General features: G+C 61.3%; 22 protein-coding genes, 2 tRNA genes and 1 pseudogene. 10 read left to right on the top strand and 15 right to left on the bottom strand.

Translation table 11 applies throughout. The features are described 5' to 3' along the window. Nucleotides 1-133: 133 nt before the first annotated feature. Nucleotides 134-1309 (top strand): ABC transporter substrate-binding protein, encoded by a 1176-nt coding sequence (locus H5P29_RS27435; protein ID WP_246670944.1) that lies wholly within the window; start codon nucleotides 134-136, stop codon nucleotides 1307-1309. Here H5P29_RS27435 and H5P29_RS27430 read toward each other — a convergent pair. Beyond that, entirely contained in the window at nucleotides 1292-2017 is a 726-nt protein-coding gene (locus H5P29_RS27430; RefSeq protein ID WP_154387585.1) for a FadR/GntR family transcriptional regulator, read from the bottom strand. The two genes, H5P29_RS27435 and H5P29_RS27430, sit on opposite strands and share 18 nt — an antisense overlap. Before the next feature lie 302 nt (nucleotides 2018-2319). Between H5P29_RS27430 and H5P29_RS27425 the strand changes: the two genes are divergently transcribed. Both H5P29_RS27425 and H5P29_RS27420 read left to right on the top strand, forming a co-directional pair. Beyond that, complete coding sequence (locus H5P29_RS27425) at nucleotides 2320-4686, top strand: DUF1989 domain-containing protein (RefSeq protein ID WP_185910212.1); 2367 nt, start codon at nucleotides 2320-2322, stop codon at nucleotides 4684-4686. A 120-nt stretch (nucleotides 4687-4806) separates the two neighbouring features. Continuing rightward, nucleotides 4807-5550, top strand: a complete 744-nt coding sequence (locus tag H5P29_RS27420) for a hypothetical protein (protein WP_246787006.1) — start codon at nucleotides 4807-4809, stop codon at nucleotides 5548-5550. Between the two features lie 353 nt (nucleotides 5551-5903). Here H5P29_RS27420 and H5P29_RS27415 read toward each other — a convergent pair whose 3' ends face one another. The 3 genes from H5P29_RS27415 to H5P29_RS27405 all read right to left on the bottom strand — a co-directional run bounded on the left by H5P29_RS27415 (nucleotide 5904) and on the right by H5P29_RS27405 (nucleotide 7664). Then, nucleotides 5904-6926 (bottom strand): bifunctional diguanylate cyclase/phosphodiesterase, encoded by a 1023-nt coding sequence (locus tag H5P29_RS27415; RefSeq protein ID WP_154387621.1) that lies wholly within the window; start codon nucleotides 6924-6926, stop codon nucleotides 5904-5906. Nucleotides 6927-7045: 119 nt separating this feature from the next. Next, the gene (locus H5P29_RS27410) at nucleotides 7046-7294 is read right to left on the bottom strand and encodes a hypothetical protein (protein WP_083948695.1); all 249 of its coding nucleotides are present in this window, start codon (nucleotides 7292-7294) and stop codon (nucleotides 7046-7048) included. A 115-nt stretch (nucleotides 7295-7409) separates the two neighbouring features. Next, a complete protein-coding gene (locus H5P29_RS27405) occupies nucleotides 7410-7664 on the bottom strand; it encodes a hypothetical protein (RefSeq protein ID WP_154387625.1) in 255 nt (84 codons plus the stop codon). A 451-nt stretch (nucleotides 7665-8115) separates the two neighbouring features. Here H5P29_RS27405 and H5P29_RS27400 point away from each other — a divergent pair, with 451 nt between their 5' ends. The 3 genes from H5P29_RS27400 to H5P29_RS27390 all read left to right on the top strand — a co-directional run bounded on the left by H5P29_RS27400 (nucleotide 8116) and on the right by H5P29_RS27390 (nucleotide 11623). Then, a complete protein-coding gene (locus H5P29_RS27400; protein WP_067965327.1) occupies nucleotides 8116-9489 on the top strand; it encodes an efflux RND transporter periplasmic adaptor subunit in 1374 nt (457 codons plus the stop codon). Between the two features lie 2 nt (nucleotides 9490-9491). Next, a complete protein-coding gene (locus H5P29_RS27395; RefSeq protein WP_067965319.1) occupies nucleotides 9492-10235 on the top strand; it encodes an ABC transporter ATP-binding protein in 744 nt (247 codons plus the stop codon). Nucleotides 10236-10402: 167 nt separating this feature from the next. After that, nucleotides 10403-11623 carry an ABC transporter permease gene (locus H5P29_RS27390; protein ID WP_067965317.1) on the top strand — a complete coding sequence of 407 codons (1221 nt, stop codon included), beginning with the start codon at nucleotides 10403-10405 and terminating at the stop codon, nucleotides 11621-11623. 55 nt (nucleotides 11624-11678) lie between these two features. On the opposite strand, the pseudogene H5P29_RS27385 reads toward H5P29_RS27390, so the two are convergent. The 11 genes and pseudogenes from H5P29_RS27385 to H5P29_RS27335 form a co-directional block, all read right to left on the bottom strand. Continuing rightward, nucleotides 11679-11963, bottom strand: a pseudogene (locus H5P29_RS27385) (helix-turn-helix domain-containing protein); the annotation flags it as partial. A 217-nt stretch (nucleotides 11964-12180) separates the two neighbouring features. Beyond that, nucleotides 12181-12256: transfer RNA gene (locus H5P29_RS27380), tRNA-Phe, on the bottom strand. 170 nt (nucleotides 12257-12426) lie between these two features. After that, nucleotides 12427-12636 carry a DNA gyrase inhibitor YacG gene (gene yacG / locus H5P29_RS27375; RefSeq protein WP_067965314.1) on the bottom strand — a complete coding sequence of 70 codons (210 nt, stop codon included), beginning with the start codon at nucleotides 12634-12636 and terminating at the stop codon, nucleotides 12427-12429. Then, nucleotides 12633-13262, bottom strand: coding sequence for a Maf-like protein (locus tag H5P29_RS27370; protein WP_067965313.1), 630 nt, complete (start codon nucleotides 13260-13262; stop codon nucleotides 12633-12635). Before H5P29_RS27370 ends, yacG begins: the two co-directional genes overlap by 4 nt. Nucleotides 13263-13311: 49 nt before the next feature. Further along, nucleotides 13312-13530, bottom strand: coding sequence for a translation initiation factor IF-1 (infA, locus tag H5P29_RS27365; protein WP_006200926.1), 219 nt, complete (start codon nucleotides 13528-13530; stop codon nucleotides 13312-13314). Nucleotides 13531-13617: 87 nt separating this feature from the next. Next, nucleotides 13618-14076, bottom strand: coding sequence for a low molecular weight phosphatase family protein (locus tag H5P29_RS27360; RefSeq protein ID WP_083948693.1), 459 nt, complete (start codon nucleotides 14074-14076; stop codon nucleotides 13618-13620). Nucleotides 14077-14078: 2 nt separating this feature from the next. Then, complete coding sequence (locus tag H5P29_RS27355) at nucleotides 14079-14564, bottom strand: UPF0262 family protein (protein ID WP_067965312.1); 486 nt, start codon at nucleotides 14562-14564, stop codon at nucleotides 14079-14081. 6 nt (nucleotides 14565-14570) lie between these two features. Beyond that, nucleotides 14571-15863: a histidinol dehydrogenase gene (gene hisD / locus H5P29_RS27350; protein ID WP_154385290.1), complete on the bottom strand. Its 1293-nt coding sequence runs from the start codon at nucleotides 15861-15863 to the stop codon at nucleotides 14571-14573. Nucleotides 15864-15876: 13 nt separating this feature from the next. Further along, nucleotides 15877-16311: a DUF2948 family protein gene (locus H5P29_RS27345; RefSeq protein WP_154385291.1), complete on the bottom strand. Its 435-nt coding sequence runs from the start codon at nucleotides 16309-16311 to the stop codon at nucleotides 15877-15879. 183 nt (nucleotides 16312-16494) lie between these two features. Beyond that, a complete protein-coding gene (gene murA / locus H5P29_RS27340; RefSeq protein WP_154385292.1) occupies nucleotides 16495-17787 on the bottom strand; it encodes a UDP-N-acetylglucosamine 1-carboxyvinyltransferase in 1293 nt (430 codons plus the stop codon). Between the two features lie 131 nt (nucleotides 17788-17918). Continuing rightward, entirely contained in the window at nucleotides 17919-18107 is a 189-nt protein-coding gene (locus tag H5P29_RS27335; protein WP_154385293.1) for a hypothetical protein, read from the bottom strand. A 159-nt stretch (nucleotides 18108-18266) separates the two neighbouring features. On the opposite strand from H5P29_RS27335, the gene H5P29_RS27330 reads away from it, so the two are divergent. The 4 genes from H5P29_RS27330 (at nucleotide 18267) to H5P29_RS27315 (ending at nucleotide 21658) form a co-directional block, all read left to right on the top strand. Further along, nucleotides 18267-18341: transfer RNA gene (locus H5P29_RS27330), tRNA-Thr, on the top strand. Between the two features lie 289 nt (nucleotides 18342-18630). Next, entirely contained in the window at nucleotides 18631-20145 is a 1515-nt protein-coding gene (locus H5P29_RS27325; protein WP_154385294.1) for a tyrosine-type recombinase/integrase, read from the top strand. 34 nt (nucleotides 20146-20179) lie between these two features. Further along, a complete protein-coding gene (locus H5P29_RS27320) occupies nucleotides 20180-20485 on the top strand; it encodes a hypothetical protein (RefSeq protein WP_154385295.1) in 306 nt (101 codons plus the stop codon). Between the two features lie 156 nt (nucleotides 20486-20641). After that, complete coding sequence (locus H5P29_RS27315) at nucleotides 20642-21658, top strand: hypothetical protein (protein ID WP_154385296.1); 1017 nt, start codon at nucleotides 20642-20644, stop codon at nucleotides 21656-21658. Nucleotides 21659-21760: the final 102 nt, after the last annotated feature.

Raw genomic sequence — 21760 nt, 5'->3', positions numbered from 1 at the left:
GAACTCCAGCTTTGCCCATCGACTCGCCGTTTCCAGCGTCCTGCCGCGGCTTTCCGTCGGCATGCCGGACGCGGTGAACATTGGATTCCTCGGACCGCTCAGCGGTCAAGTGGAGTCTTGGGGGCGGCCCGGATTGCATGGCTGCCGGATCTGGGAGGACTGGCTCAACCGGACCGGCGGGCTCTTGATCAACGGCCGCCGCTATCCGATCCGGATCGTCGAGTTCGATTGCGGCTATGATGCCGGCCGGGCTCTGGAGGGCGCGCGTCAACTGATCGAGCGGCATGACGTCAAGCTCTTGATGATGCTGGGCGGCGATACGATGGCCGAGATCAGGGATTATCTGAGCCAGCGCAAGGTCCTGACCTCGACCCTTTTGCCGAGCGACCTGTCGCCCGATACGCCATATCTGATCGCGCCCAGCGAACTGCACCCGATCTTCAACGTGACAGGGGTGGAGTGGCTAGCGCAGGCGAGGCCGGAACTGCGGACGGTGGCACTCTGCAGCCAGACTGACGCGCTCGGCCTGCCGTCGCTTGCCACCTATCGCGCCGCCTTCAAGGCGGCCAAGCTGGGGATCGCCAAAGAGATCCAGTACGATCCCGACACGACCGATGCGGTCGCGATCGTGCAGCCGATGCTGGAATCGGGTGCCGACATCCTGTGCTGGTGCACCAGCTACACGCCGATGGTCCATGCGATGACCGAATATGCGCATGCGCAAGGCTTCAAGGGCCAGATCATATCCTGCACACTGGACTATTACGACCAGCTCGTCAGCAGGACGTCGGTCGATTTCATGGAAGGTTTCGTCTTCCAGTTTCCCGACTTCGATGACGAGAAGCTGAATGACAAGACCTTCTTCTTCAATCAGCCGAAGGGCTTTTTTGACGAGTACAACAGCCGCTTCCCGGGTACCTGGACGGCGGTGAGCTGGGAGTATGTCGCCATCCTCGACATCTGGCATGCGGCGGTCGAGAAATCGAACAGCGTCAATCCGGCATCCGTGCTGGCGGCGATGAAGCAGCTCGGCCATGTCACTCATGCCTTTGGCCCAGCCCATTGGTGGGGCGAGAGCATGTTCGGCATCGACAACGCGCTTGTCGGCGACTGGCCGGTGGTGACGGTGAAAAGCGGCAAGGCCAGGATTGCCGCCTTCGGCTCGATCCCGCGCTGGCTGAAGCGCCATGGCGGCCTGCTCAAGCAGGAGATGTCGGATCTTGGCCAGCTTTGGGACCAGCGCCTGCGGGCGAGCGGCAACGGCACCGTCCTGCAGGCAAGGACGCCGGAGTCAGTCCTGCAGAAGTAGCTTCTGCTCCTCGACGAGGTGCAGCTTGATGAACTCGACGGCGCGCTCGACGTCGCGGGAGGCGATCGCGTTGAACAGTGCGTTGTAGCGCTGCTGGTATTCGAGAATCCGCTTCGGTGACAGGTGCCGGCGCAACTGCGTGGTGCGGAAGCTCACCCTGCAGGCCTCGATCGCCAGATTGTAGCAGGATGCCAGCAAGGGGTTGTGCGTTCCCTCGGCGATCTTGCGGTAGATCTCCTCTTCGCATTTGACGAAGGCGGCGACGTCGGTCTGCACGTTTTCGATCTGCGACGTCAGCTGTTCGAGGTCCCAGACCTCGCGCGGGGTCATGTTGATGACGGCCAGGCGGACCATTTCAGGTTCAAGGATGCCGCGCACGACGAGGTGGTCCAGCGGGCTGGTTTCCAGCGCCACCGAGCTCTCCGTCCTTTCAGGCACTTCTTCCGAGCGGTAGGTGACGAAACTGCCGCTGCCGGGACGCCGCTTGATGACCTTGCGGTCTTCCAGTACGTCGAGCGCCTCGCGCACGGTGTTGCGGGCAACCCCCATCTCCGAGGCCAGCGCCCGCTCCGATGGCAGGCGTGTGTCGAGCGGATATTCCTCAGACCTGATCTTGGCAAACAGCCGGTCGAGCACGGTCTGCACCGTCGCTCCCACCGAATAGGAGGCGATGATTTGCGAAGTGAGTTGGCCGGTTTCAACCTTCATTGCGCGACCTTGCATGTCAGTCCTGCCTCGTGGCCACGGCGCGGGACGAATCCCAGCGCAGCGTAGACCAATTTTGAAATATTTATCGAATCTGGTCCAGTACACGCTCGGATGGGCCGGGACAATCGCGTGGCGGAAGGCTGATCGGCGCTCCCTGATGGACCGCAAGGCTGCCTGCCGCATGGTCACCTCTCCGCATTTTTGATTACTGTGATGAAACGAAGCCTTGCGGCAGCGGCAAAATTGAGTATTCTTCTGGCTCAAATAATTTTACACACAGGCAAGATTTGAACGAGGTGGCGATGACGATTTCAGTCTACCCCGAAATTGTGGCCGGCCCTCCGCGTCCGAGCCTGGTTGTGCAGCCTGGCCTGTTGCTGCCCGGCATGGAGCGCTATCACGTGCCTGGTGGCGGTGCGGTGCTGATCGACATCGAAGCCGGCGATCATGTGACGGTGCGCAATCTCGAAGGCGGGCAGGCGTGCGAGCTGGTGGCGTTTGATGCTGCCGGCCGCGCCGATCCGGGTATCCTGTCGACACGCTCGAACAGCGATGCGTCGGGGCTGAAGGCGCTGCTCGTCGATGGCGACGAGAGCCTGCAGAAGTTTCGGCTTGGCCTCGCCCGCCGCAAGCTCGAGCTTGGCCGGGTCGAGGCGGTGCGCTTCTTCGATGGTGCGACCGCTGCCGGGGTCGAGGAGCGTTTTGTCGTCTCGCGGCCGGGCTCGCTGGTGATTGCCGCACCCGGGGCGCCGATGTCGGTCGACAGCCAGGACACGACGACGCCTCTGGTGGTGATGGTCAAGCGGGCCAAGGTCCGTGCCGTGTCAGGCGGCTTCGAGCTGCCCGATCCGCTCGCCGATCCGGTGCTCGATGTCAGGGTCAAGTCGAAGACGGCGGAGAGCTATTTCGTCAAGGCTGGCGACTACATCCAGATCATCGACGTCGACGGCCGCCAGTGCACCGACTTCCAGTGCTTTTCCGCCCGCAAGCTCGACAAGGGCAGGGACCTCGCCCTCGACGTCACCGCCACCCGCTCGCTGATGGGCCACGCCTATCCGATGCCCGGCCTGCATGCCAAATATTTCGACCAGGATTTCGAGCCGCTTGTCGAGGTCGTGCAGGACACCTGCGGCCGGCATGACGCTTTTGCGCTCGCCTGCTACGCCAAATATTACGACGACATCGGTTATCCCGGCCACATCAACTGCTCGGAGAACTTCAACGGCGCGCTTGTCCCGCATGGCGTCAATGCCCGCGCCGGCTGGATGGCGGTCAACTTCTTCTTCAACACCGGCATCGACGCCCATGGCGTGATGTTCTCGGACGAGCCGTGGTCGCGGCCGGGCGACTATGTGCTGCTGAGAGCGCTGACCGACATCGTCTGCGTCTCCTCTGCCTGTCCCGACGACACCACGCCGGCCAATGGCTGGAACCTCACCGACATCCACGTCCGGACCTATTCCGGCTCCAACACATTCCAGCGCGCGATCGCCCGACGCACGACCCCGGAGGCAGAACCCAAGATGACCCGCGAGACCGGCTTCCACGCAAGCTTTGCCAAGCACACCCGCAACTTCATCGAATACAAGGGCTTCTGGCTGCCGCAGGAATTCGCCAAGGAGGGCGCCATCGCCGAATACTGGGCCTGCCGTGAGAAGGCGGTGGTGATGGATCTCTCTGCCCTGCGCAAGTTCGAGGTCACGGGCCCTGATGCCGAAGCCTTGATGCAGTACACGCTGACCCGCGACGTCAAGAAGCTCGGTGTCGGTCAGGTCGTCTACACCGCCATGTGCTACGAGCATGGCGGCATGGTCGACGACGGCACCTTGCTGCGTCTGGGCAAGGACAATTTCCGCTGGATCTGCGGCGACGACTATTCCGGCGTCTGGCTGCGCGAGCAGGCGGAGAAACTCGGCCTCAAGGTGCTGGTCCGCTCCTCGACCGACCAGATGCACAACATCGCCGTCCAGGGCCCGAACAGCCGCGACATCCTGAAGGAGATCGTCTGGACGCCGCCGCACCAGCCGGCGCTCAGTGAGCTCGAATGGTTCCGCTTCACCATCGGCCGCATCGGCGATGCGACCGGCGTGCCGATCGTCGTCTCGCGCACCGGCTACACCGGCGAGCTCGGTTACGAGGTCTGGTGCCATCCGCGCGATGCCGAGACTGTCTTCGACGCGGTGTGGGCAGCCGGCCAGCCGCATGGCTTGAAGCCGATGGGCTTTGCAGCCCTCGACATGGTGCGCATCGAGGCCGGCCTGATCTTTGCCAATTACGAGTTCTCCGACCAGACCGACCCGTTCGAGGCCGGCATCGGCTTCACCGTGCCCTTGAAGACCAAGACCGACGACTTCATCGGCCGCGAGGCGCTGATCCGGCGCAAGGACAACCCGATCCACAAGCTTGTCGGCCTCGACATCGACGCCAATGTCGCTGTCGGCCATGGCGACTGCGTCCATATCGGCCGCGCACAGATCGGCATCGTCACCTCGTCGATGCGCTCGCCGATCCTCGGCAAGAACATCGCACTCGCTCGCATCGAGGCAGCGCATGCCGAGATCGGCACCGAGGTCGAAGTCGGCAAGCTCGACGGCCAGCAAAAGCGCCTGCCGGCCAGGATCGTGCCGTTCGCCCACTACGACCCCAAGAAGGAACGCCCACGCTCGTAGGCAACCGCCCCTCCATCATCCTCACACAACGCAAAAGCCCCGCAATCGCGGGGCTTTCTGTTGGTAGCGGCGGCCGATTTGGCCTATTCAGGTTCAGGGATGGCTCTGGGGAGGGGCGTCGTGGACATATTTGCCTGGTCGCCGCTGATCATGACGCTGCCCTTCATCCTTGTCGGGGGCATAGCCTTCTTCCTTGGTGCGGCGTTCCTGGCGGTTTTCGCCCGGCAGGCGGCGGACAACCCGCTGACCATGCCGGTCGCTGCCTTTGTCGGCACCATCACCACGGCCTGGGCGCTGTCGCTGGGCTTCACCGCCGCCGATGTCTGGTCGGTTAATTCCCGTGCCAGCCAGGTGGCCAGCGCGGAGCGATCCTCGATGATGCGGCTGGCCGGCATGGCAAAGCCCGAAGCGCTGGCCTCGGCCGAGCTCATGGCAGGCCTCAAGGCCTACAAGGATGGTGTCGTTCAGATGGAATGGCAGAATGCGAACCGATCGCCCGAGCCTGTTGTCGAGCAGGCCCTGCAGGGCATCCGCCTTGCCATGATCGACCTGGCGAAGGCGGGTCATCCCGATCCGATCATCAGCCAGATGGTGCAGGATCTCGACGAGTTGCAGGATGCCCGCAATTCGCGTCTCGCCATCGGCACGAGCTCGGTCAACCAGCTCAAATGGTATCTGGTGCTGTTCCTGACGATGTTGTCGGCGATTGTCGTCGGCGCTGTCCACGCCGACAGGCCGCATGCCGGCAGGAAGGCGATCCTGATCTTTGCCGTCACCGCTGGCGTCAGCCTGTGGATCCTCGCGCTGCACGCCAACCCCTATGTCGGCGTTGCGCAGGTGACGTTGGGCGAGGTCCGGCTGTAGCGCAATTCCAGGGAAAACCGTATGGCGGTTTTCCGTCCTGGATTGCGCAAAGACGACAACTTGATCGGCCGGGCGTCAGCGCTTGCCGCGCACCGGCTCGGACGTCAGGCTGGCATAAGCAAGGGCCACGGCGAAGAAGCCGAAGGCGGAAAGCACGGCGGCAACGACGATGATGGTTTCGGTCGGCATGTCATTTCTCCTGTCTGGACATGTCCTGATTTGAACCGATAGCCGGGACGCCGCCTTGATCTGGATCAACGGACCGAACCGGCCGCTTGCGGCCGGGGCGATTGCGGCCGGGGCGATTGCAGGAAAAGTGTGCGGCGGACTTTGTCTGGATGCGCGTCAGAACGCTAAGCGACGTGGATCGCCTCCGTCCGCTGCGCTCCTGTGCTGTGGGTCTCCAGCCACGCCTCCGCCTGAGTGCTCGGCATCGGGAAGGCGATGCCATAGCCCTGTACGGCAGGGCAGCCGAGGTCGTGGAGCCAGGACAGCTCGACGTCGGTCTCCGCACCCTCGGCGACGATCGAGATGCCCAGGCCACGCGCCAACTCGATGATCGCCTTGACGATCTTGGTGTTGGCCGGGTTCTTGTCGATATCGCGGACGAAACGGCGGTCGATCTTCAGCCTGTCGACCTCGTTGGCGCTGATATGGGCGAGCGAAGCGTAGCCGGTGCCGAAGTCGTCCAACTCCAGCCGAATGCCGGCCTTGCGCAGGCGCTTCAGCGTCAGCCCGATGCCGGTGTTCTCGTCGTCGAGCATCACCGTTTCGACGATTTCGAGTGCCACCAGCCGTGTCGGCAGCCCTTCCTGCTTGAGCAGGTCGAGCAGGTGGCCGGCGAAATCCGCCTCGCGCAGCTCCTGCGCCGAAACATTGAGCGACAGCCGGCCGAAGTCGATGCCGGCGCGATGCCATTCGGCACCGGTCGCAATCGCCTTGGCAAAGACGATGCGGCCGAGTGCCGGCATCAGCCCGGCCTTTTCCGCCACTGGCAGGAACTCGCCTGGAGACACGTTCCTGCCCGCCATTTCCCATCGCACCAGCGCCTCGACGCCGATGACCTTGCCGCCCTGCAGCGAAACCTGGGGCTGGTAGTGAACGGCGAAGGCCTGGCTTGTGATGGCCTCGCGCAGCTCGCGCTCGAGATTGGCCTTTTCCTCGAATTTGTCGCGTAGCGTGGTGGCGAAAAGCTGGTAGCTGCCCCTGCCTTCGGCCTTGGCGAGATAGAGCGCCAGGTCGGCGTTGACGATCAGGTCGCCGACCGTGCCATTGCCGCCATGGTACAGCGCGATGCCGGCGCTGGCGCTCGGCTTCAGTGACGTCCCGGCAAACTCCAGCGGCTGCTTGAGCCCGGTGACGATGCGCTCCGCCACGAATCCATGCCGTGACCTTCAAATTGCGTCTCCGGTCCGGGCCCGCAGTTCAATTGGACCAAGCACGCGACCCAACGAAAAAGGCCGCCGGTCGATGGACGGCAATTCTGAAACTAAGTTCAGTTGAACGTCGGTACGATCCACGGGTTGATGTCGATACCGACCCGCGGCTTTTTCGCGCCGATGGAGTTGGTGGTTGCCGGGCCGCGATCGTCCCTGGTCGAGCCCGTTGAACCGCAGTCGACCTTTTCCCCGGATACGGTTTGGCTGCACATTGTCGGTTTGTGCGTCGTCTTGGTGGTGTCGTTTGCCATCGCAAAATCACTCGTCGCAGCGAGCGCCGCGAGCGCCAGAATAGTCCGTCGCATTGTCATCTCCTTGCGCTTAAACAGAACAGGGGGGCGCTGCCCCCCTGCGTGCGTTGCGTTGGATATCTAAACCTCTCAGGAGTTGGCTAACTCCGGGGGCAGATCACAGCTAAGTTCAGCTCCAGAACTGATCACAATTCGTGACGGCAGTATTAAGCTGCTTCTTGTCATTAGCGCTGCCGGTGTTGGAACCCGTCTGGCCATTTGCATTCTGTTTGGCAATGTTGTCGACGCAATTTGCGATTGCCTTCGCTTGGCCTTGGTCGTTATTAGGATTGGTATCATCTGCATTGAAGGCCAGCGCAAAAGTGCTGCCCATGGAAAGTGCGAGGGCAGTTGCGAGAAGTGTATTTGTCAGCTTCTTCATCATTTCCTCCATCTCACTTTACAGCCAATAGGTCTCCGGCCGATTCCGAATTCACATTCGCAATCGCGCTGATACAAGTCACCGGAAACGACGCAGAATTAACGCCCACTAAGCGGCATTTTCAAGAGTTTTCAAGAATCCGTGACGCATCGAATCGATTGATTCTTTGTTATCTAGATCGTTAGATTGATCTAAAAGACAGTGACATCCCCCAATTGGGTCATGTTATTTCGATGACATAGATCAATTTACTTTCGCGTATTCGTATTTTATGCCTTAAAGACGGTGATCGTCTCCTGAATTTCTCTACCTTCCGCAACCGCTCGTTATGGAAACGCGCCTCGCATTGGAATAGTGTGCTCGGATGGGCGACACCTCAAATGGAAGTCGACATGTAGCAGCTTGACGCAAAATGGCGGTACCGCGCTGTTTTGTCCGGCAAATGTGAGCTCAAATGAGAAAGCTGGTCGGATCCGTCGCCGTCGTGCTTCTGGGTGCCGGGGCCGTGTATGGCATGGGAAGCAGTGTCGGATGGCCTCCTTGGCGGGAGGCCGCAGCCGCGACGCGCTACATGACGGCACCCGTCGAACGAGGCGACGTGGTGCAAACCGTGTCCACGACCGGAACACTGAATGCCTTCGTCACGGTGGAGGTGGGGACGCAGCTTTCCGGACAAGTTGCGCGCCTTTTCGTCGATTTCAATACCAACGTAAAAGCTGGACAAGCGCTGGCGCAACTCGATCGCAAGAGTTTTGAGGCACGCCTCGCAGAATCCAAAGCCTCAACTGCTGTCGCTGAGGCCGCCGTAAAAATCCAACGCTCCAGATTGGAACGCGCCCGGATCGACCTTCGCAACGCTGAGGCACAGCGGGCAGTTCTCATGGCCCGACTGGACAATGCCCGAGCGCAATCCGAGGTCACCGCCAACACATTCGAACGGTCCACTTCGCTTCAGAAAATGGGCAACACATCCAAAAGTCAGACCGAACTGGCACGCGCGGCACGGGATTCAGCAGCTGCTGAAATGCGGGAGGCGGAGGAAATTGTAGCCGCGCACGAACTGGTTGTGGCCGGAGCAGCGGTTGATTTGGAACGGTCGCAAGCCGAACTCGATAGCGCACTTGAAACCGTGCGTCAGAGGGAGGCTATCGAGGACTCGATGGAGATTGACCTTGAGCGCACGACAATTCGTTCCCCTATCGACGGTACCGTCGTCGGTCGGAATGTCAGTGAGGGTCAGACGGTGGCGGCAAGCCTCGAAGCTCCCGTCTTGTTCACCATTGCTGGCGACCTTCAGCGCATGGACATCTATGCACGCGTGGACGAGTCGGACATCGGCAAGATACGTGTTGGCCAAGCGGCTCAGTTCTCTGTCGATGCCTATCCGGATCGGCGTTTTTCCGCGATGGTACGTGACATTCGCAAGGCTCCGCAGGTCACGCAAAACGTTGTTACTTATACTGTCGTTCTTGGGACCACCAATCCTGGAGCACTTTTGCTTCCGGGGATGACCGCAACCGTCCATGTCGTCACATCGCAAGCCAGGGATGTCCTCCGCATACCGATGACCGCTTTGCGCTTTGCGCCAAGTGTGGCTGATGGGTCAAAGGAGCTCTCCCCCGGCAACGGCAACAATGGGGTGCAGACTACTGTGTGGACGCTTGACGGGACCCGGATTGCTGTCCCGGTAAGCGTCGTACTTGGTGACGATGATGGGAGCTATGCCGCATTGGTCGTCGGAGACCTGAAGGAAGGGGACCAAATCGTCGTAGGCGAAGCGGAAGAGGCAGCGCGAGACCGATTGTTCGGCTTCCGGCTTGGGTTCTGAGCATGCTCCTCAAAGCCATTTCCCTCTCGCGGAGCTACGGCCATGATAGCACCACTACCGTCGCCCTGCGCGACGCGTCATTCGATCTGATGGATGGTGAGTTTGTGGCGATCATGGGACCTTCGGGCTCCGGTAAATCGACGCTCATGAATATCATCGGTTTACTTGACCGACCAACATCCGGCAGCCTGATTTTTGCGGGCGAGCATACTGCGAACATGTCGCCCGATCACGCAGCGCGGTTGCGGAATTGTCGGATCGGCTTCGTGTTCCAGTCATATAATTTGCTGGGCCGCAACACGGCTTTGGAGAATGTAGAACTGCCGCTCGTTTACGCGGGCGTGCGTAGACGCGAGCGTGAGCTGCGTGCGGCGGAAGCATTGGACAAGGTGGGGCTTTCTGACAAAGCACAACGATGGCCGCTGCAACTCTCAGGTGGCGAGCAGCAGCGCATCGCAATCGCCCGGGCGCTCGTAACAGACCCCGCGCTAATCCTTGCAGACGAGCCCACAGGAGCGCTTGATAGCCGGACGGGCAACGAAATCATGGCGCTTCTCCAGCATCTCAATGAGCAGGGACGTACCATCATCATGGTGACGCATGACGACATCGTCGGAAGTCATGCGTCGCGCATCATAAGGCTGCAAGACGGCACGATCATTGGCGACCAGGACGTACCTGATCGCTTGCTGACCGGGCCGACTGGGCGCAAATTACGTGGATGGGGCGTGACCGGCTTCGGTTAGTTCCTCAAGTCGTGATTGGAGAGCGTTCGAGTTCGTGCACGGGTAGGTAGCAGGCAGACGATGGCTGTCCCCCGCTTTTTGGGATCATGTACAGTTGCTCATTCAAGCTCACTTGACCGGGAGAAGCTCGATCAGGTCCGGCGTCCCCTATTCGCAGGAGCAGTGACGTGAACTGGTGGGAGGGGTTTCGCATCGCGCGCAGGGCGCTTTGGGTGAACAGGCTGCGCAGCTTTCTCACCATGCTCGGCATCGTTGTCGGGGTCGCCTCGGTCATCGCGATGGTCGCGCTGGGATCGGGCGCAAAAGCACAAGTCGAAGAACAGATCCGATCATTCGGGGCGAATGTCTTGGTGATCGAGCCGATTGCAGGTCAAAGCGGCGGCGGTGCCCGCTTGGGCACTCTGACCGAGTCCGACGCCCGAGGCATTGCCGGGCTCCCTCCCGTGCGGGCAGCCGCGCCTTCGGTTCGCGGCCGCGCTCAGATAGTACGTGGCAATAGAAATTGGAGCACAACCGTCAATGGAACGACCGTAGACTATTTTGTGGTCCGTGATTGGCCACTTTCGGCTGGACGACAATTCTCCAGCAAAGAAGAAAGTAGTGCTGACAAGGTCGTGTTAATCGGACACACGGTCGCCCAAGAGCTGTTTCAGGGAGGCAATCCAATTGGAGCCGAAGTCCGGATTCTGAATGCACCTTTTCAGGTCATCGGTGTTCTAGCGGCCAAAGGCCAGTCCGGTGCGGGGACAAACCAAGACGACGTCGTATTTGTTCCGATTTCCACCGCAAAGAGGCGGCTCTTCGGGGGCGGCGACGATGGCGACCGCCAGTCTGTTGCCTACATTCTTGCCAAGATAGTAAGTGAAGAAAAAGTCGGACCGGCGGTTGCTCAAATCCAAGCACTGCTGCGCCAGCACCACCGCCTAGGGTCGGATCGCGACAGTGATTTCATTATTATCAATCCGTCAGAGGCTATGGCACTGCGCAACGCCACGACAACGACATTTGCCTGGCTGCTGGCTTCGATCGCATCGGTGTCCCTGCTCGTTGGCGGCATTAGCATCATGAACATCATGCTGGTCTCGGTCACCGAACGCACTCGCGAGGTCGGAATCCGGCTTGCCATAGGCGCGCGACGCAAGGACATACGAACCCAGTTCCTGATGGAAGCCATTACGCTCTGCCTGCTTGGAGGGTTGATAGGCCTCGTTCTAGGCGCCGGGATCGCCATCGCAGCAGGCCGACTCGCCGGATGGCCCATTTTCATTGGGCTCAACGCGCCGGTGCTCGCCATCGCTTTCTCCGCCTCGGTCGGTTTGCTTTTCGGATGGTATCCGGCATCCAGAGCAGCTCGGCTAGAGCCGATGGAAGCACTCCGCCATGAATAACTCCGCCAAGAAAAATTGAGTGAACTGCCGTCTTGCACAGGGGGGCATTGGGACCTTATCCAGCCGGAGAGGCACGCAGAACCCGATAGACCTGCATTCGCGAGCAGCCGACGGCTTTGGCAATCGCCGTCGCCCCGACGCCCTCAGCATGCATCTCACAGATCGTGGCGCGGTCGATCCGAGGCTTACTGCCTTGGTAGACTCCGGCGGCCTTTGCCTTGTCGATGCCTTCTCGCTGCCGCTCCTTGATGAATCGTCGCTCCATTTGTGCAGCCATGCCGAGCACAGTCAGGACGAGTTGGCCCATCTCGCCTCGGGTCGAAACGTGAGGGTCGAGCACGGCTTCGTGCCGAGTGTCTTGGTGATGATGCTGCGGCCGCTTGATTCCGCAATATCAGCCGGTAGCCGCTTTCGAAGCCAATACACGCCGGTCTTTGGGTGTTTGAAAGGACGGCTCATTGAAAGCACCATGTGCGTCACCCGTGTGCATCACTCGGGTGGCCTTAAGTGCTTAATTTTACTGATTTTTCAGCTATGTCAACACCTTAGGAAGGTGATGGTGCCCAGACGCGGATTCGAACCACGGACACGCGGATTTTCAATCCGCTGCTCTACCAACTGAGCTATCTGGGCCTAGTTCCAGGATCGGGCGAGAGCCTTGATCCGGATGCCTTGAGTGGTGCGCTGCACCCTGAAAGCGGGTGGGTTATAACACGAGATTTGCCGCTGTCCAGCGCCTGCGAGATGTTTTTCTGGAAGAAATCACAGGCCGTTGCGTAAGCTGCAAATGCCGCTCGGCGTTATCAGCCGGCTTCGCTGTTTCCGTCCGAATCCTCGTCTTCGTCGTCGCGGACCGGAATGGCGTAGCTGCCCGAGAGCCAGCGGTTGAGATCGACCGCCTTGCAGCGCGGCGAGCAGAACGGGTAGCTCTCGCGTACCGAGGGCTTGCCGCATTCGGGGCAGGAGGTCTTGGCGCGCAGCGGGGTTACCACGCCTTCGGGCTTGTCGGTCATACGCGCGCGCCGGCCTGCCAGTTGAGCTGGACCTGATAGCCTTCGCCCGACAGCAGCGACGTCGTCTCGTAGAGCGGCAGGCCCACCACATTGGTGTAGGAGCCGACGAGCTTGACCACGAAGGTGCCGGCGAGGCCCTGGATGCCATAGCCGCCGGCCTTGCCGCGCCATTCGCCCGAGGCGAGGTAGTTTTCCATGTCCTGCCTCGACAGGCGCTTGAAGCGGACGCGCGTCTCGACCAGCCGCTGGCGCAGCTTGCCCGCAGGCGTCACCAGCGCGAGGCCGGTATAGACCCGGTGCGAGCGACCCGACAGAAGCTGCAGGCAATGCAGCGCCTCGTCAGAGCTCTCGGCCTTGGGCAGGATGCGCCGGCCGACGGCAACGACGGTGTCGGCGGCAAGAATGAAGCCGGAAGCGGGTTCCGCTTCCTTGGAAAGGACGTCATGCGCCTTTTGCGCCTTGGTCACCGACAGGCGCTTGGCCAGCGAGCGCGGATGTTCGGCGCGCATCGGGCGTTCGTCGACATCCGCCGGGAACAGGCGATCAGGCTCGATGCCGGCCTGCTGCAGCAGCTCGACACGGCGGGGCGAACCCGAGGCAAGCACAAGCTTTTGCAGATCGCTCAATCGATGATCCTGTAGGCTGAGGCGGGCCAGCCCGCTGTGAGCAGGCGGCTTACTTGAAGCGGTAGGTGATACGGCCCTTGGTCAGGTCGTAAGGCGTCATTTCGACGAGGACCTTGTCGCCGGTGAGAACGCGGATGCGGTTCTTGCGCATGCGGCCGGCGGTGTGGGCGATGATTTCATGTTCGTTTTCGAGCTTGACCCGGAACATCGCATTCGGCAACAATTCCGTAACAACGCCCGGAAACTCGAGGACTTCTTCCTTCGGCATTCGGTACCTTTGGTTTGGATGACGTTCCGGCGACCCGGCCGGAATTTGGGCGGAACCTATATGATAATCCACGCTTTGTGAACACGCTTAATCGGCGTCGTTTCCTTGGGCCTCGGCGGCAAATCGATTGGCCATTCTGTGCTTCAGCCGTTCGCGCACGTCGCGGTAGGCATGCATGATCTGGTCGCGCGTGCCGGTGACGGCAGTCGGATCCGGTGTCGGCCAGTATTCGACGTCGACCGCCATCGAGCGGGTGAATTCGAGCGCGGCGTGATGCGCTTCCGGTGCAAGCGTGACGATCAGGTCGAAATAGTCGTCCTCGAGATCGTCGACGGTGCGCGGCTGGTGCTCGTCGAGCCCCATGCCTTCCTCGGCCAGTACGGCATCGACGAACGGGTCGCGGTCGCCGGCGCGCACGCCGGCCGACGTCACGAACACCGATGCTGGCAGGTGGTGGCGGGCGATCGCCTCGGCCATTGGCGAGCGGACCGAATTCATCCGGCACATGAACAGGATGGAGCGGGGAGCAGAAGCGTTTTCCGCCATCCTCATCCGCGCCAGTGCAATACGCAGATCAGCGTGAACAGGCGGCGCGCGGTGTCGAAATCAATCTCGATCTTGCCGGAGAGCCGGTCAAGCAGGGTTTGCGAACCCTCATTGTGCAGGCCGCGCCTGCCCATGTCGATCGCCTCGATCTGGCTCGGCGTCGAGGAGCGGATCGCCTCGTAATAGCTCTCGCAGATCATGAAGTAGTCCTTCACGATCCGGCGGAACGGCGTCAGCGACAGGATGTGGGTGACGACAGCTTCGCCGTGCTCACGCGAAATGGCAAAGACCAGCCGGGCGTCGACGAGCGACAGCTTAAGCCGGTAGGGGCCATGGCCGTCGTCATTGATCGGGTGAAAACTGTTCTCCTCGATCAGGTCGAAGATCGCGACCGCGCGTTCGTGCTCCACGTCGGGCGTCGAACGGCCGATCGATTCGTCGAGTTCGACGTCGACCAGGCGGGAGCGTGCGTGGCCTTTGTCGGACATCGCCGCCTACATGTTCAATCTGATGGCGACGGAGCGCGCATGCGCGTCGAGCCCCTCGGCCTTGGCCAGCGCGATCGCCGCGGGAGCAAGCTCGCGCAACTGGTCGGGGCCAAGTTTCAGGATCGAGCTGCGCTTGACGAAGTCCAGCACCGTCAGGCCAGAGGAGAAACGTGCCGAGCGTGCCGTCGGCAGGACGTGGTTGGAGCCGCCGACATAGTCGCCGATGACTTCCGGCGTGTGCTTGCCGACGAAGATCGCACCAGCATTGCGGATGCGGCCGAGCAGCGCCTCGGCGTCGTCGACGGCGAGTTCGAGATGTTCGGCGGCAATGCGGTCGATCAGCGGGATGGCGGCGTCGAAGTCGTCGACGACGATGACGGCGCCAAAGTCGCGCCAACTGGCGGCAGCGGTCTCAGCACGCGGCAGGAGCTTGATCTGGCGTTCGACGGCCGCTTCCACCGATTTGCCGAAGGCGGCGTCATTGGTGATCAGGATCGACTGCGCAGAGACGTCATGCTCTGCCTGGGCGAGCAGGTCGGCGGCAAGCCAGTCGGGGTCGTTGTCGCTGTCGGCGACGATCAGCACCTCGGACGGACCGGCGATCATGTCGATGCCGACGGTGCCGAACACCTGGCGCTTGGCGGCCGCGACATAGGCGTTGCCGGGACCGACGATCTTGGCAACCGGGCGGATCGTCTCGGTACCATAGGCGAGGGCGGCAACCGCCTGGGCGCCGCCAACGCGGTAGATTTCAGAAACGCCAGCGATGTCGGCTGCGACCAGCACCAGCGGATTGATGACGCCGCCCGATGCCGGCACGACGATGACGATGCGCTCGACGCCGGCAACCTTGGCCGGCACGGCATTCATCAGCACCGAGCTCGGATAGCTCGCCGTGCCGCCGGGGACATAGAGCCCGACCGCCTCGACGGCGGTCCAGCGCGAGCCGAGCTCGACGCCGATCGGATCGACGTAACGGTCATTCCTCGGCATCTGCCGGGCATGGTGCGAATGGATGCGGTCACGGGCAAAACGCAGCGCTTCGACAGTTTCCGGATCGGCGTCCTTGTAGGCCTGCTCGATGTCGGCGCGGCTCACCGCAATGCCGAGCTTGCCAAGGTCGGCGCGGTCGAACTTGTTGGAGTAGTCGATAAGGGCCGCGTCGCCGCGGCCGCGCACGTCGTCGATGATGGCGCGCACGGTCGCGTCGACGTCGGGAGAGATCTCACGCTTCGTGGTCAGGAAGGCGGCGAAGCGCTTCTCGAAGTCTGCGTCTGATTGGCGAAGCGTGATGGCCATTGTCTGGAAATGCTCAGGTATTGTGGATCGGGCGGGAAGAGGCCTGCCAGGCAGCGCCGGTGTCGGTCAGCCGGGCCTCGATGACCTCGACATCGAGGCGGATGGCGGCGTCGCCGGAAAACAGAAGCTCGATCGTGCCGGTCGGGCCTTCCTCTCCGGCAAAGCCGATCGCCAGCAGTTCCAGCACGTCCTCGGTCTTGGCGCGGGAAATGCCGTGCAATTGCGCCGACAGCACGCGGTCGAAATGCAGGATCGACCTGCGCCGCTCGTATTTCGGCCGGAAGAAACCCTTCTTGGTTTCCCAGGCGAAGCGGTTCATCGCCAGCGCAAAACGTTTCGCCGGGGCATCGAAAGCGATGTCGCCAACCCTGATCACCGCATCCTGCACATGCGCCGAAACGATCTCCAGATCTTCTTCGTCGAGGGCGACTAGCTTGAGCAGGTTCATGTCCGGTCGGCTGCCTGTGCGGAAAGGTAATGCTTCCGGCTTTGTTAGGCGGTCTTGATGCAGCGCGCAACCGCGGGAAAAGAGGGGAGTAAGGGAATAGGGGAATAGGGGAGTAGGGGAATAAGGGAGTAGCGGAGAAGCTTTCCTGTTCTCTTACTCCCTTATTCCCCTGTTCCCCTTCCTTCAGCCGCTGATGCGCTCGATGACGGCACCGCAACGCGACAGCTTTTCTTCCAGGCGCTCGAAGCCGCGGTCGAGATGGTAGACGCGGTTGACCACCGTCTCGCCTTCGGCGGCGAGGCCGGCGATGACAAGCGACACCGAAGCGCGCAGGTCGGTCGCCATGACGGGCGCGCCCTTGAGCTTGGAGACGCCCTCGACGATCGCCGTCTGGCCCGACAGCGTGATGTGGGCGCCGAGGCGGGCGAGTTCCTGCACATGCATGAAACGGTTTTCGAAGATCGTCTCGGTGATCTTCGACTTGCCCTTCGACATCGTCATCAGGCCCATGAACTGCGCCTGCAGGTCGGTCGGGAAGCCGGGGAAGGGCTCGGTGACGACATCGACGGGTGCGATGCCCGAACCGTTGCGCAGGACGCGGATGCCGGAATTGGTCGGGATGATCTCGGCGCCGGTGCGCGACAAAACGTCGAGCGCGCCCTGCAGCAGGTCGGCGCGCGCGCCTTCGAGCAGCACGTCGCCGCCGGTCATGGCGACAGCCATGGCATAGGTGCCGGTCTCGATGCGGTCGGGGATGACGCGGTGGCGTGCGCCCGACAAAGAATCGACGCCTTCGATGGTGATGGTCGAGGTGCCCTGGCCGGTGATCCTGGCGCCCATGGCGTTGAGGCACTCGGCGAGGTTGACGACCTCAGGCTCGCGGGCGGCGTTTTCGAGCACCGTCTCGCCGCGGGCAAGCGTTGCCGCCATCATCAGCACATGGGTGGCGCCGACCGAAATCTTCGGGAACACATAGCGGTTGCCGGTGAGGCGCTTGTTCCTGGCCTTGGCCACGGCATAGCCGTTCTCGACGTCGATGTCGGCGCCCAGCGCCTGCAGGCCGTCGATGAACAGGTCGACAGGTCGCGTGCCGATGGCGCAGCCGCCCGGCAGCGACACCTTGGCTTCGCCCATGCGGGCAAGCAGCGGGCCAATGACCCAGAAGCTGGCGCGCATCTTGGAGACCAGTTCGTAAGGGGCCGTGGTGTCGACGATGTTGCGCGCGGTGAACGAGATGGTGCGCGAATAACCTTCGCCCTGGCGCTCGCGGCGGCCGGAGACGGCATAGTCGACGCCGTGATTGCCGAGAATGCGGATCAGCTGCTCGACATCGGCCAGATGCGGCACGTTTTCGAGCGTCAGCGTGTCGTCGGTCAGCAGCGAGGCGATCATCAGGGGAAGGGCTGCGTTCTTCGCGCCCGAGATCGGGATGGTTCCGGTCAGCTCGTTGCCGCCGACAATTCTGATGCGATCCATTGGCCGTCGTTTCTCCGGGCGATCCCGGTTCTGGCGAGAAATTTTCTTGCCGTCCGTCTAGACCATCGCGCTTTCCGGTTCAAGAAAGGCACGTTTTGCGTTCTTTGGCGCCAAGCGCCTGCCGTCGCCGGTCAGGCTTTCTCGGGTTTCTCCGTCTTTCCCTCCGATGCCGCCAGACCTTCCGGCCTGGTGTCGGCCTCGCCTGTGCGGCGCGAGCGCGCCTGCGCCTTGCGTTTCATCAGGTTGGCGCGCAGCTCGGCCGCGAGCCGCGCCTGACGCTGTTCGGCACCGCTTGAGGGCGTTTTCTTGGTCGACGACATGTGGTGGTCCCCGCTTGCCGATCGTTCATAGCGGCTTGGCAACCGAAATGGCCAGTATTGTGGCGTAAGCGGGCCTGTGGAAAATGATACACGATTTCGGGCAATTGATAACTTGCGCTCCCGGGAATCATGTGGCACAAGCCGCCCCGTTCACGGAATGCTGCCGTAGCTCAGTGGTAGAGCACTCCCTTGGTAAGGGAGAGGTCGAGAGTTCAATCCTCTCTGGCAGCACCATTCTTTTTCCAAGCAGCTTCAAAAGCATAGAGTTTTCCATGGCTTCCGTCAAATCGGACTGTTATGGGAATGTGCTCTGGGTATGGCTGGAAGACGGTGGCGAATGCGGGGCCTCTCCAAACGAAAAGGCTCGGATGTCTGGCAGGGGCGATTCCGAATCCCCGAACGTCTTTGGCGCGAAAGAGACAAGCTGCGGTCCCTTGGAGTCGCTGACCTAGGGGCATGCCAAGAGTTCACGCGAAGCACTGGCCACCATGACCGTGACAAGGCGGGCGAAGAGTACCGCTCCATGCTGGCCGCATGGGACGCCAAGATAGGCGCATGGCGGTCGCTGCTCGAATCGGGACCCCAGTCGCTTTCCCACAGGCAGATAGTGGCGCTTGCGGGCGATCATGCTAGGGCGTTCCTGACCCAGTATGAGGACGACCCATTCGAGGCCCCCGCAGAGCTGCAATTGGGGTCGGGCACTTCTGAAGCCGGCGATGAGGTCTTGGCGGTAGGCCTGCGGGGACTGTCTGGGCACGATAAGAAGCGGCTCAAGGCAGACCTGCTGGCCTTTCTCAGAGCGGATGAGGGGCAGCGCGGGCCGCTCGGCCTCTCCCTTCTTGCCCGGTACCCAGCGTTCCAGGCCGCTTTAAAATTGGACCTTCAACCGGCGTTGGAGCGCATGCACGGGGGCGATACCGACAAGGCCCTGGCTGGACGAGACCTGCATGTCAGTGCTGAGATTAGGGGGCTTCTCAATCTCGAAATGCTCCGCATGGTTGGGGCCGCTCGAAGGGGACTAGAGCGGCGCAAGGGCGGCGACTATGGGCCGGTACCAGAACTTGAGGCGGCTCCCGAGTTCGTAGTCCCCAAGCAAGCAAGGACGCCCGAGAAGGTTACCTTTGAGGCTATCATTAGCTCTCAGGCCCGTAAGCGGTTGGCTGGTGCGGGCTCAAAGCCCATGCCTGAGAAATCCATCCAGAAGTACAAGCGGCTCGGGGAGGATTTCGCGCGGTCCCGAGGCTCCACGGATGCCACCACGGTGAAGGTTTCTGAGGTAGAGGAGTGGATGGATTCGATGGTCTCGGCCGGCGAGATCGGCAATCGGTCTATTGCAGACAGGATTGTCAGCCTAGGGACCATCATCAATTGGGGGAAGCGCCAACGCGAGCACCGGGAGGCCATGGCGTCGGCTGAGAGCGTATCTGGTCGCGTGGAACTGCCCTCGTATGTCGAGAAGCCCGCAAGTGACACCTCCTATACCCTTGAGGAGGCCCGTAAGGTCCTGCAAGCAGCCCGCAACGAGGAGGACGCCAGCAAGCGGTGGTTACCCTGGGTTTGTCTATATGGCGGCCTACGTATCAGTGAGGCGGAGGGCCTGAGGGGGGAGGACTTCTTCCAGGCGGAGGGTGAATGGTTTTTCCGGGTGACGAGCGCCGGCAAGCGTTCCCTCAAGACGGCAAACAGTGAGCGAGTGGTCCCTGTCCATCCTGCCCTAGTCGCGGAGGGGCTCATGGAGTGGCTTAAGGGGCGGCCCAAGGGCCAACTGTTCCGTCCGTCGGCGTATTCCTATATGGGGCGTTGGGTTCGCTCCAAGTCGGTCGGGATCATCCGCAAAGGGGTCTCGCCCAACCACGGCTTGAGGCATCTGTTTGTTGCGTTGTGTCGCCGCTATGGCGTGAACTCGGAAGCGGCGGAATACCTTGCGGGCCACGCAACCGCGAAGGTTCACGCCAAGTATGGCTCGACGGAAGTCATGTTGCCGGGGCTTGCGGTGGAGATGCGGAAGATTCAGGCCTTGCTGCCGTTACATATTTGACTAGGCTGTGGAGCTATTGAGCTTGGGGGATTCAATGCCAGCATACGAACTTGGTCTGGCCGCCGCTACGGCGGCTTGCGCAGCGGCAGGTGAGGTCACGATCAACCAGGACCTCGATCCATTGAGTGCCGAGGATGTCGTCAACTGGGTCAATGGCGTCATCGACGGCGTTGCTGCCACAGGGCGAGCGATTAAGGGCATTCGCGTAGAGACGCCGACTTTTCATGCGTTGGGGATTCATCGCGATGTTCAGAACAGCGGGCGCTACAGGGGGATCATTGTCGTCGAGACGATGCTCGGCGCTATTGGCACGCCTGTCGAAGTAGTTATCGCGGCGTAGGCCAGATGGGCTGGGCCTGCACGGCTGAGCTTCCATGCGTACCGCTTTCCGTAGCTGGCCTTTGGTTCGCTCGTAGTTCACAGGCTGGAGGGGGGGTCTCGACCACATCCCTCTACTGTGAAAGCTGGGTCTCGGTTTGCTGGGTGGGAGGATTGAATGGCTGAGTCGAAGCTTGCGGAGACTGGAAATTCGCTGGCTCGCGTACAGAGTTTCCCGACTGAGACTTTGGCCCGCCAAACTGCGTTGGGTTCTGAGTTTAATTTTTCCGAAGCGATTGAGCCCGCTGAACGGCTTGTCGGACTCTTCAAGCAGATACCGGCCCAGTATCTGGGTGAATTGCCCGAAAGCAAAATTGAGGTAATTCGCTCGACCGCAGATGCCACCTTTAGCCTTTTCCAACAAGTGGATCAGTTTGACCCCAAGCAGACAGACTCCTTTGCGAAGCGGACAACGCTGATCGATACCATTAAGGCCCAGTATGATCCGCTATTCAGCCAGCTTTCGCCTCTAATTGCATTTACCTCTTCGCGGCTTCGGGACTTTGGAGCCCTTGAGCGGGAGGCTCGCGCCGCTGTGCAAGTGGCAAAGGACCGGGCTGACGAGGCCACGAGCCAACTGCAAGCTCAGAGGGACGACGCTGAGCGCATACTAGATGAAGTTCGCCGGGTCGCAGCCGAACAGGGCGTATCACAGCAGGCCATATACTTTCAGACGGAGGGAGCCACCCACGAGGAAGAGGCCAAGACCTGGAGACGGTACACAATAAACGTCGCAATTGGTCTCGGAATTTATGCGGTAGTCTCGACCTTGTTTCACAAGGTGCCGTGGTTGGCTCCAGCCGGACCTTATGAAGCCTTCCAACTGGGACTCAGCAAGGTCCTCATTTTCGGCGTAATCGCCTATATGCTTCTGCTCTCAGCCAAGAATTTCTTGGCCCATAAGCACAACGCCATTGTGAATCGACACAGGTATAACGCGCTGCTCACCTTCACGGCGCTTGCTGACGCCGCAAAGGGTCCGGAGAGCCGTGACATTGTTCTGACCCACGCGGCGGGATGCATCTTCGCTCCACAGGATACGGGCTACACCAAGGGCAATACGCAGCCGGAAAGCGTGGCGAACATCATCCAAAGTTTGCCACGGGCGCTGACTCAAAGCGGCACCCAAGGATGACCAAACTGCTGTTCCGCCAAGCGAGTGAAATTTGCGTTACACCAGTATGATCGCTGCGGCGAGTAGTGCTGTGCTGCCAATAATAAGGAGAGCATTGCGGAC

This window comes from Aminobacter sp. MDW-2, from assembly GCF_014250155.1.
GTDB lineage: Bacteria > Pseudomonadota > Alphaproteobacteria > Rhizobiales > Rhizobiaceae > Aminobacter > Aminobacter ciceronei.
This window is presented reverse-complemented; position numbering and strand designations above follow the sequence as displayed.

Coding starts and splice junctions, on each gene's coding strand:
- H5P29_RS27320 (WP_154385295.1), top strand. CDS start 20,180: ATGCCAGCATACGAACTTGGTCTGGCCGCCGCTACGGCGGCTTGCGCA.
- H5P29_RS27355 (WP_067965312.1), bottom strand. CDS start 14,564: ATGTCCGACAAAGGCCACGCACGCTCCCGCCTGGTCGACGTCGAACTC.
- H5P29_RS27325 (WP_154385294.1), top strand. CDS start 18,631: ATGCTGGCCGCATGGGACGCCAAGATAGGCGCATGGCGGTCGCTGCTC.
- H5P29_RS27395 (WP_067965319.1), top strand. CDS start 9,492: ATGCTCCTCAAAGCCATTTCCCTCTCGCGGAGCTACGGCCATGATAGC.
- H5P29_RS27400 (WP_067965327.1), top strand. CDS start 8,116: ATGAGAAAGCTGGTCGGATCCGTCGCCGTCGTGCTTCTGGGTGCCGGG.
- H5P29_RS27425 (WP_185910212.1), top strand. CDS start 2,320: ATGACGATTTCAGTCTACCCCGAAATTGTGGCCGGCCCTCCGCGTCCG.
- H5P29_RS27430 (WP_154387585.1), bottom strand. CDS start 2,017: ATGAAGGTTGAAACCGGCCAACTCACTTCGCAAATCATCGCCTCCTAT.
- H5P29_RS27335 (WP_154385293.1), bottom strand. CDS start 18,107: ATGTCGTCGACCAAGAAAACGCCCTCAAGCGGTGCCGAACAGCGTCAG.
- H5P29_RS27360 (WP_083948693.1), bottom strand. CDS start 14,076: ATGGCGGAAAACGCTTCTGCTCCCCGCTCCATCCTGTTCATGTGCCGG.
- infA (WP_006200926.1), bottom strand. CDS start 13,530: ATGCCGAAGGAAGAAGTCCTCGAGTTTCCGGGCGTTGTTACGGAATTG.
- yacG (WP_067965314.1), bottom strand. CDS start 12,636: ATGACCGACAAGCCCGAAGGCGTGGTAACCCCGCTGCGCGCCAAGACC.
- H5P29_RS27315 (WP_154385296.1), top strand. CDS start 20,642: ATGGCTGAGTCGAAGCTTGCGGAGACTGGAAATTCGCTGGCTCGCGTA.
- murA (WP_154385292.1), bottom strand. CDS start 17,787: ATGGATCGCATCAGAATTGTCGGCGGCAACGAGCTGACCGGAACCATC.
- H5P29_RS27410 (WP_083948695.1), bottom strand. CDS start 7,294: ATGCGACGGACTATTCTGGCGCTCGCGGCGCTCGCTGCGACGAGTGAT.
- hisD (WP_154385290.1), bottom strand. CDS start 15,863: ATGGCCATCACGCTTCGCCAATCAGACGCAGACTTCGAGAAGCGCTTC.
- H5P29_RS27345 (WP_154385291.1), bottom strand. CDS start 16,311: ATGAACCTGCTCAAGCTAGTCGCCCTCGACGAAGAAGATCTGGAGATC.
- H5P29_RS27405 (WP_154387625.1), bottom strand. CDS start 7,664: ATGATGAAGAAGCTGACAAATACACTTCTCGCAACTGCCCTCGCACTT.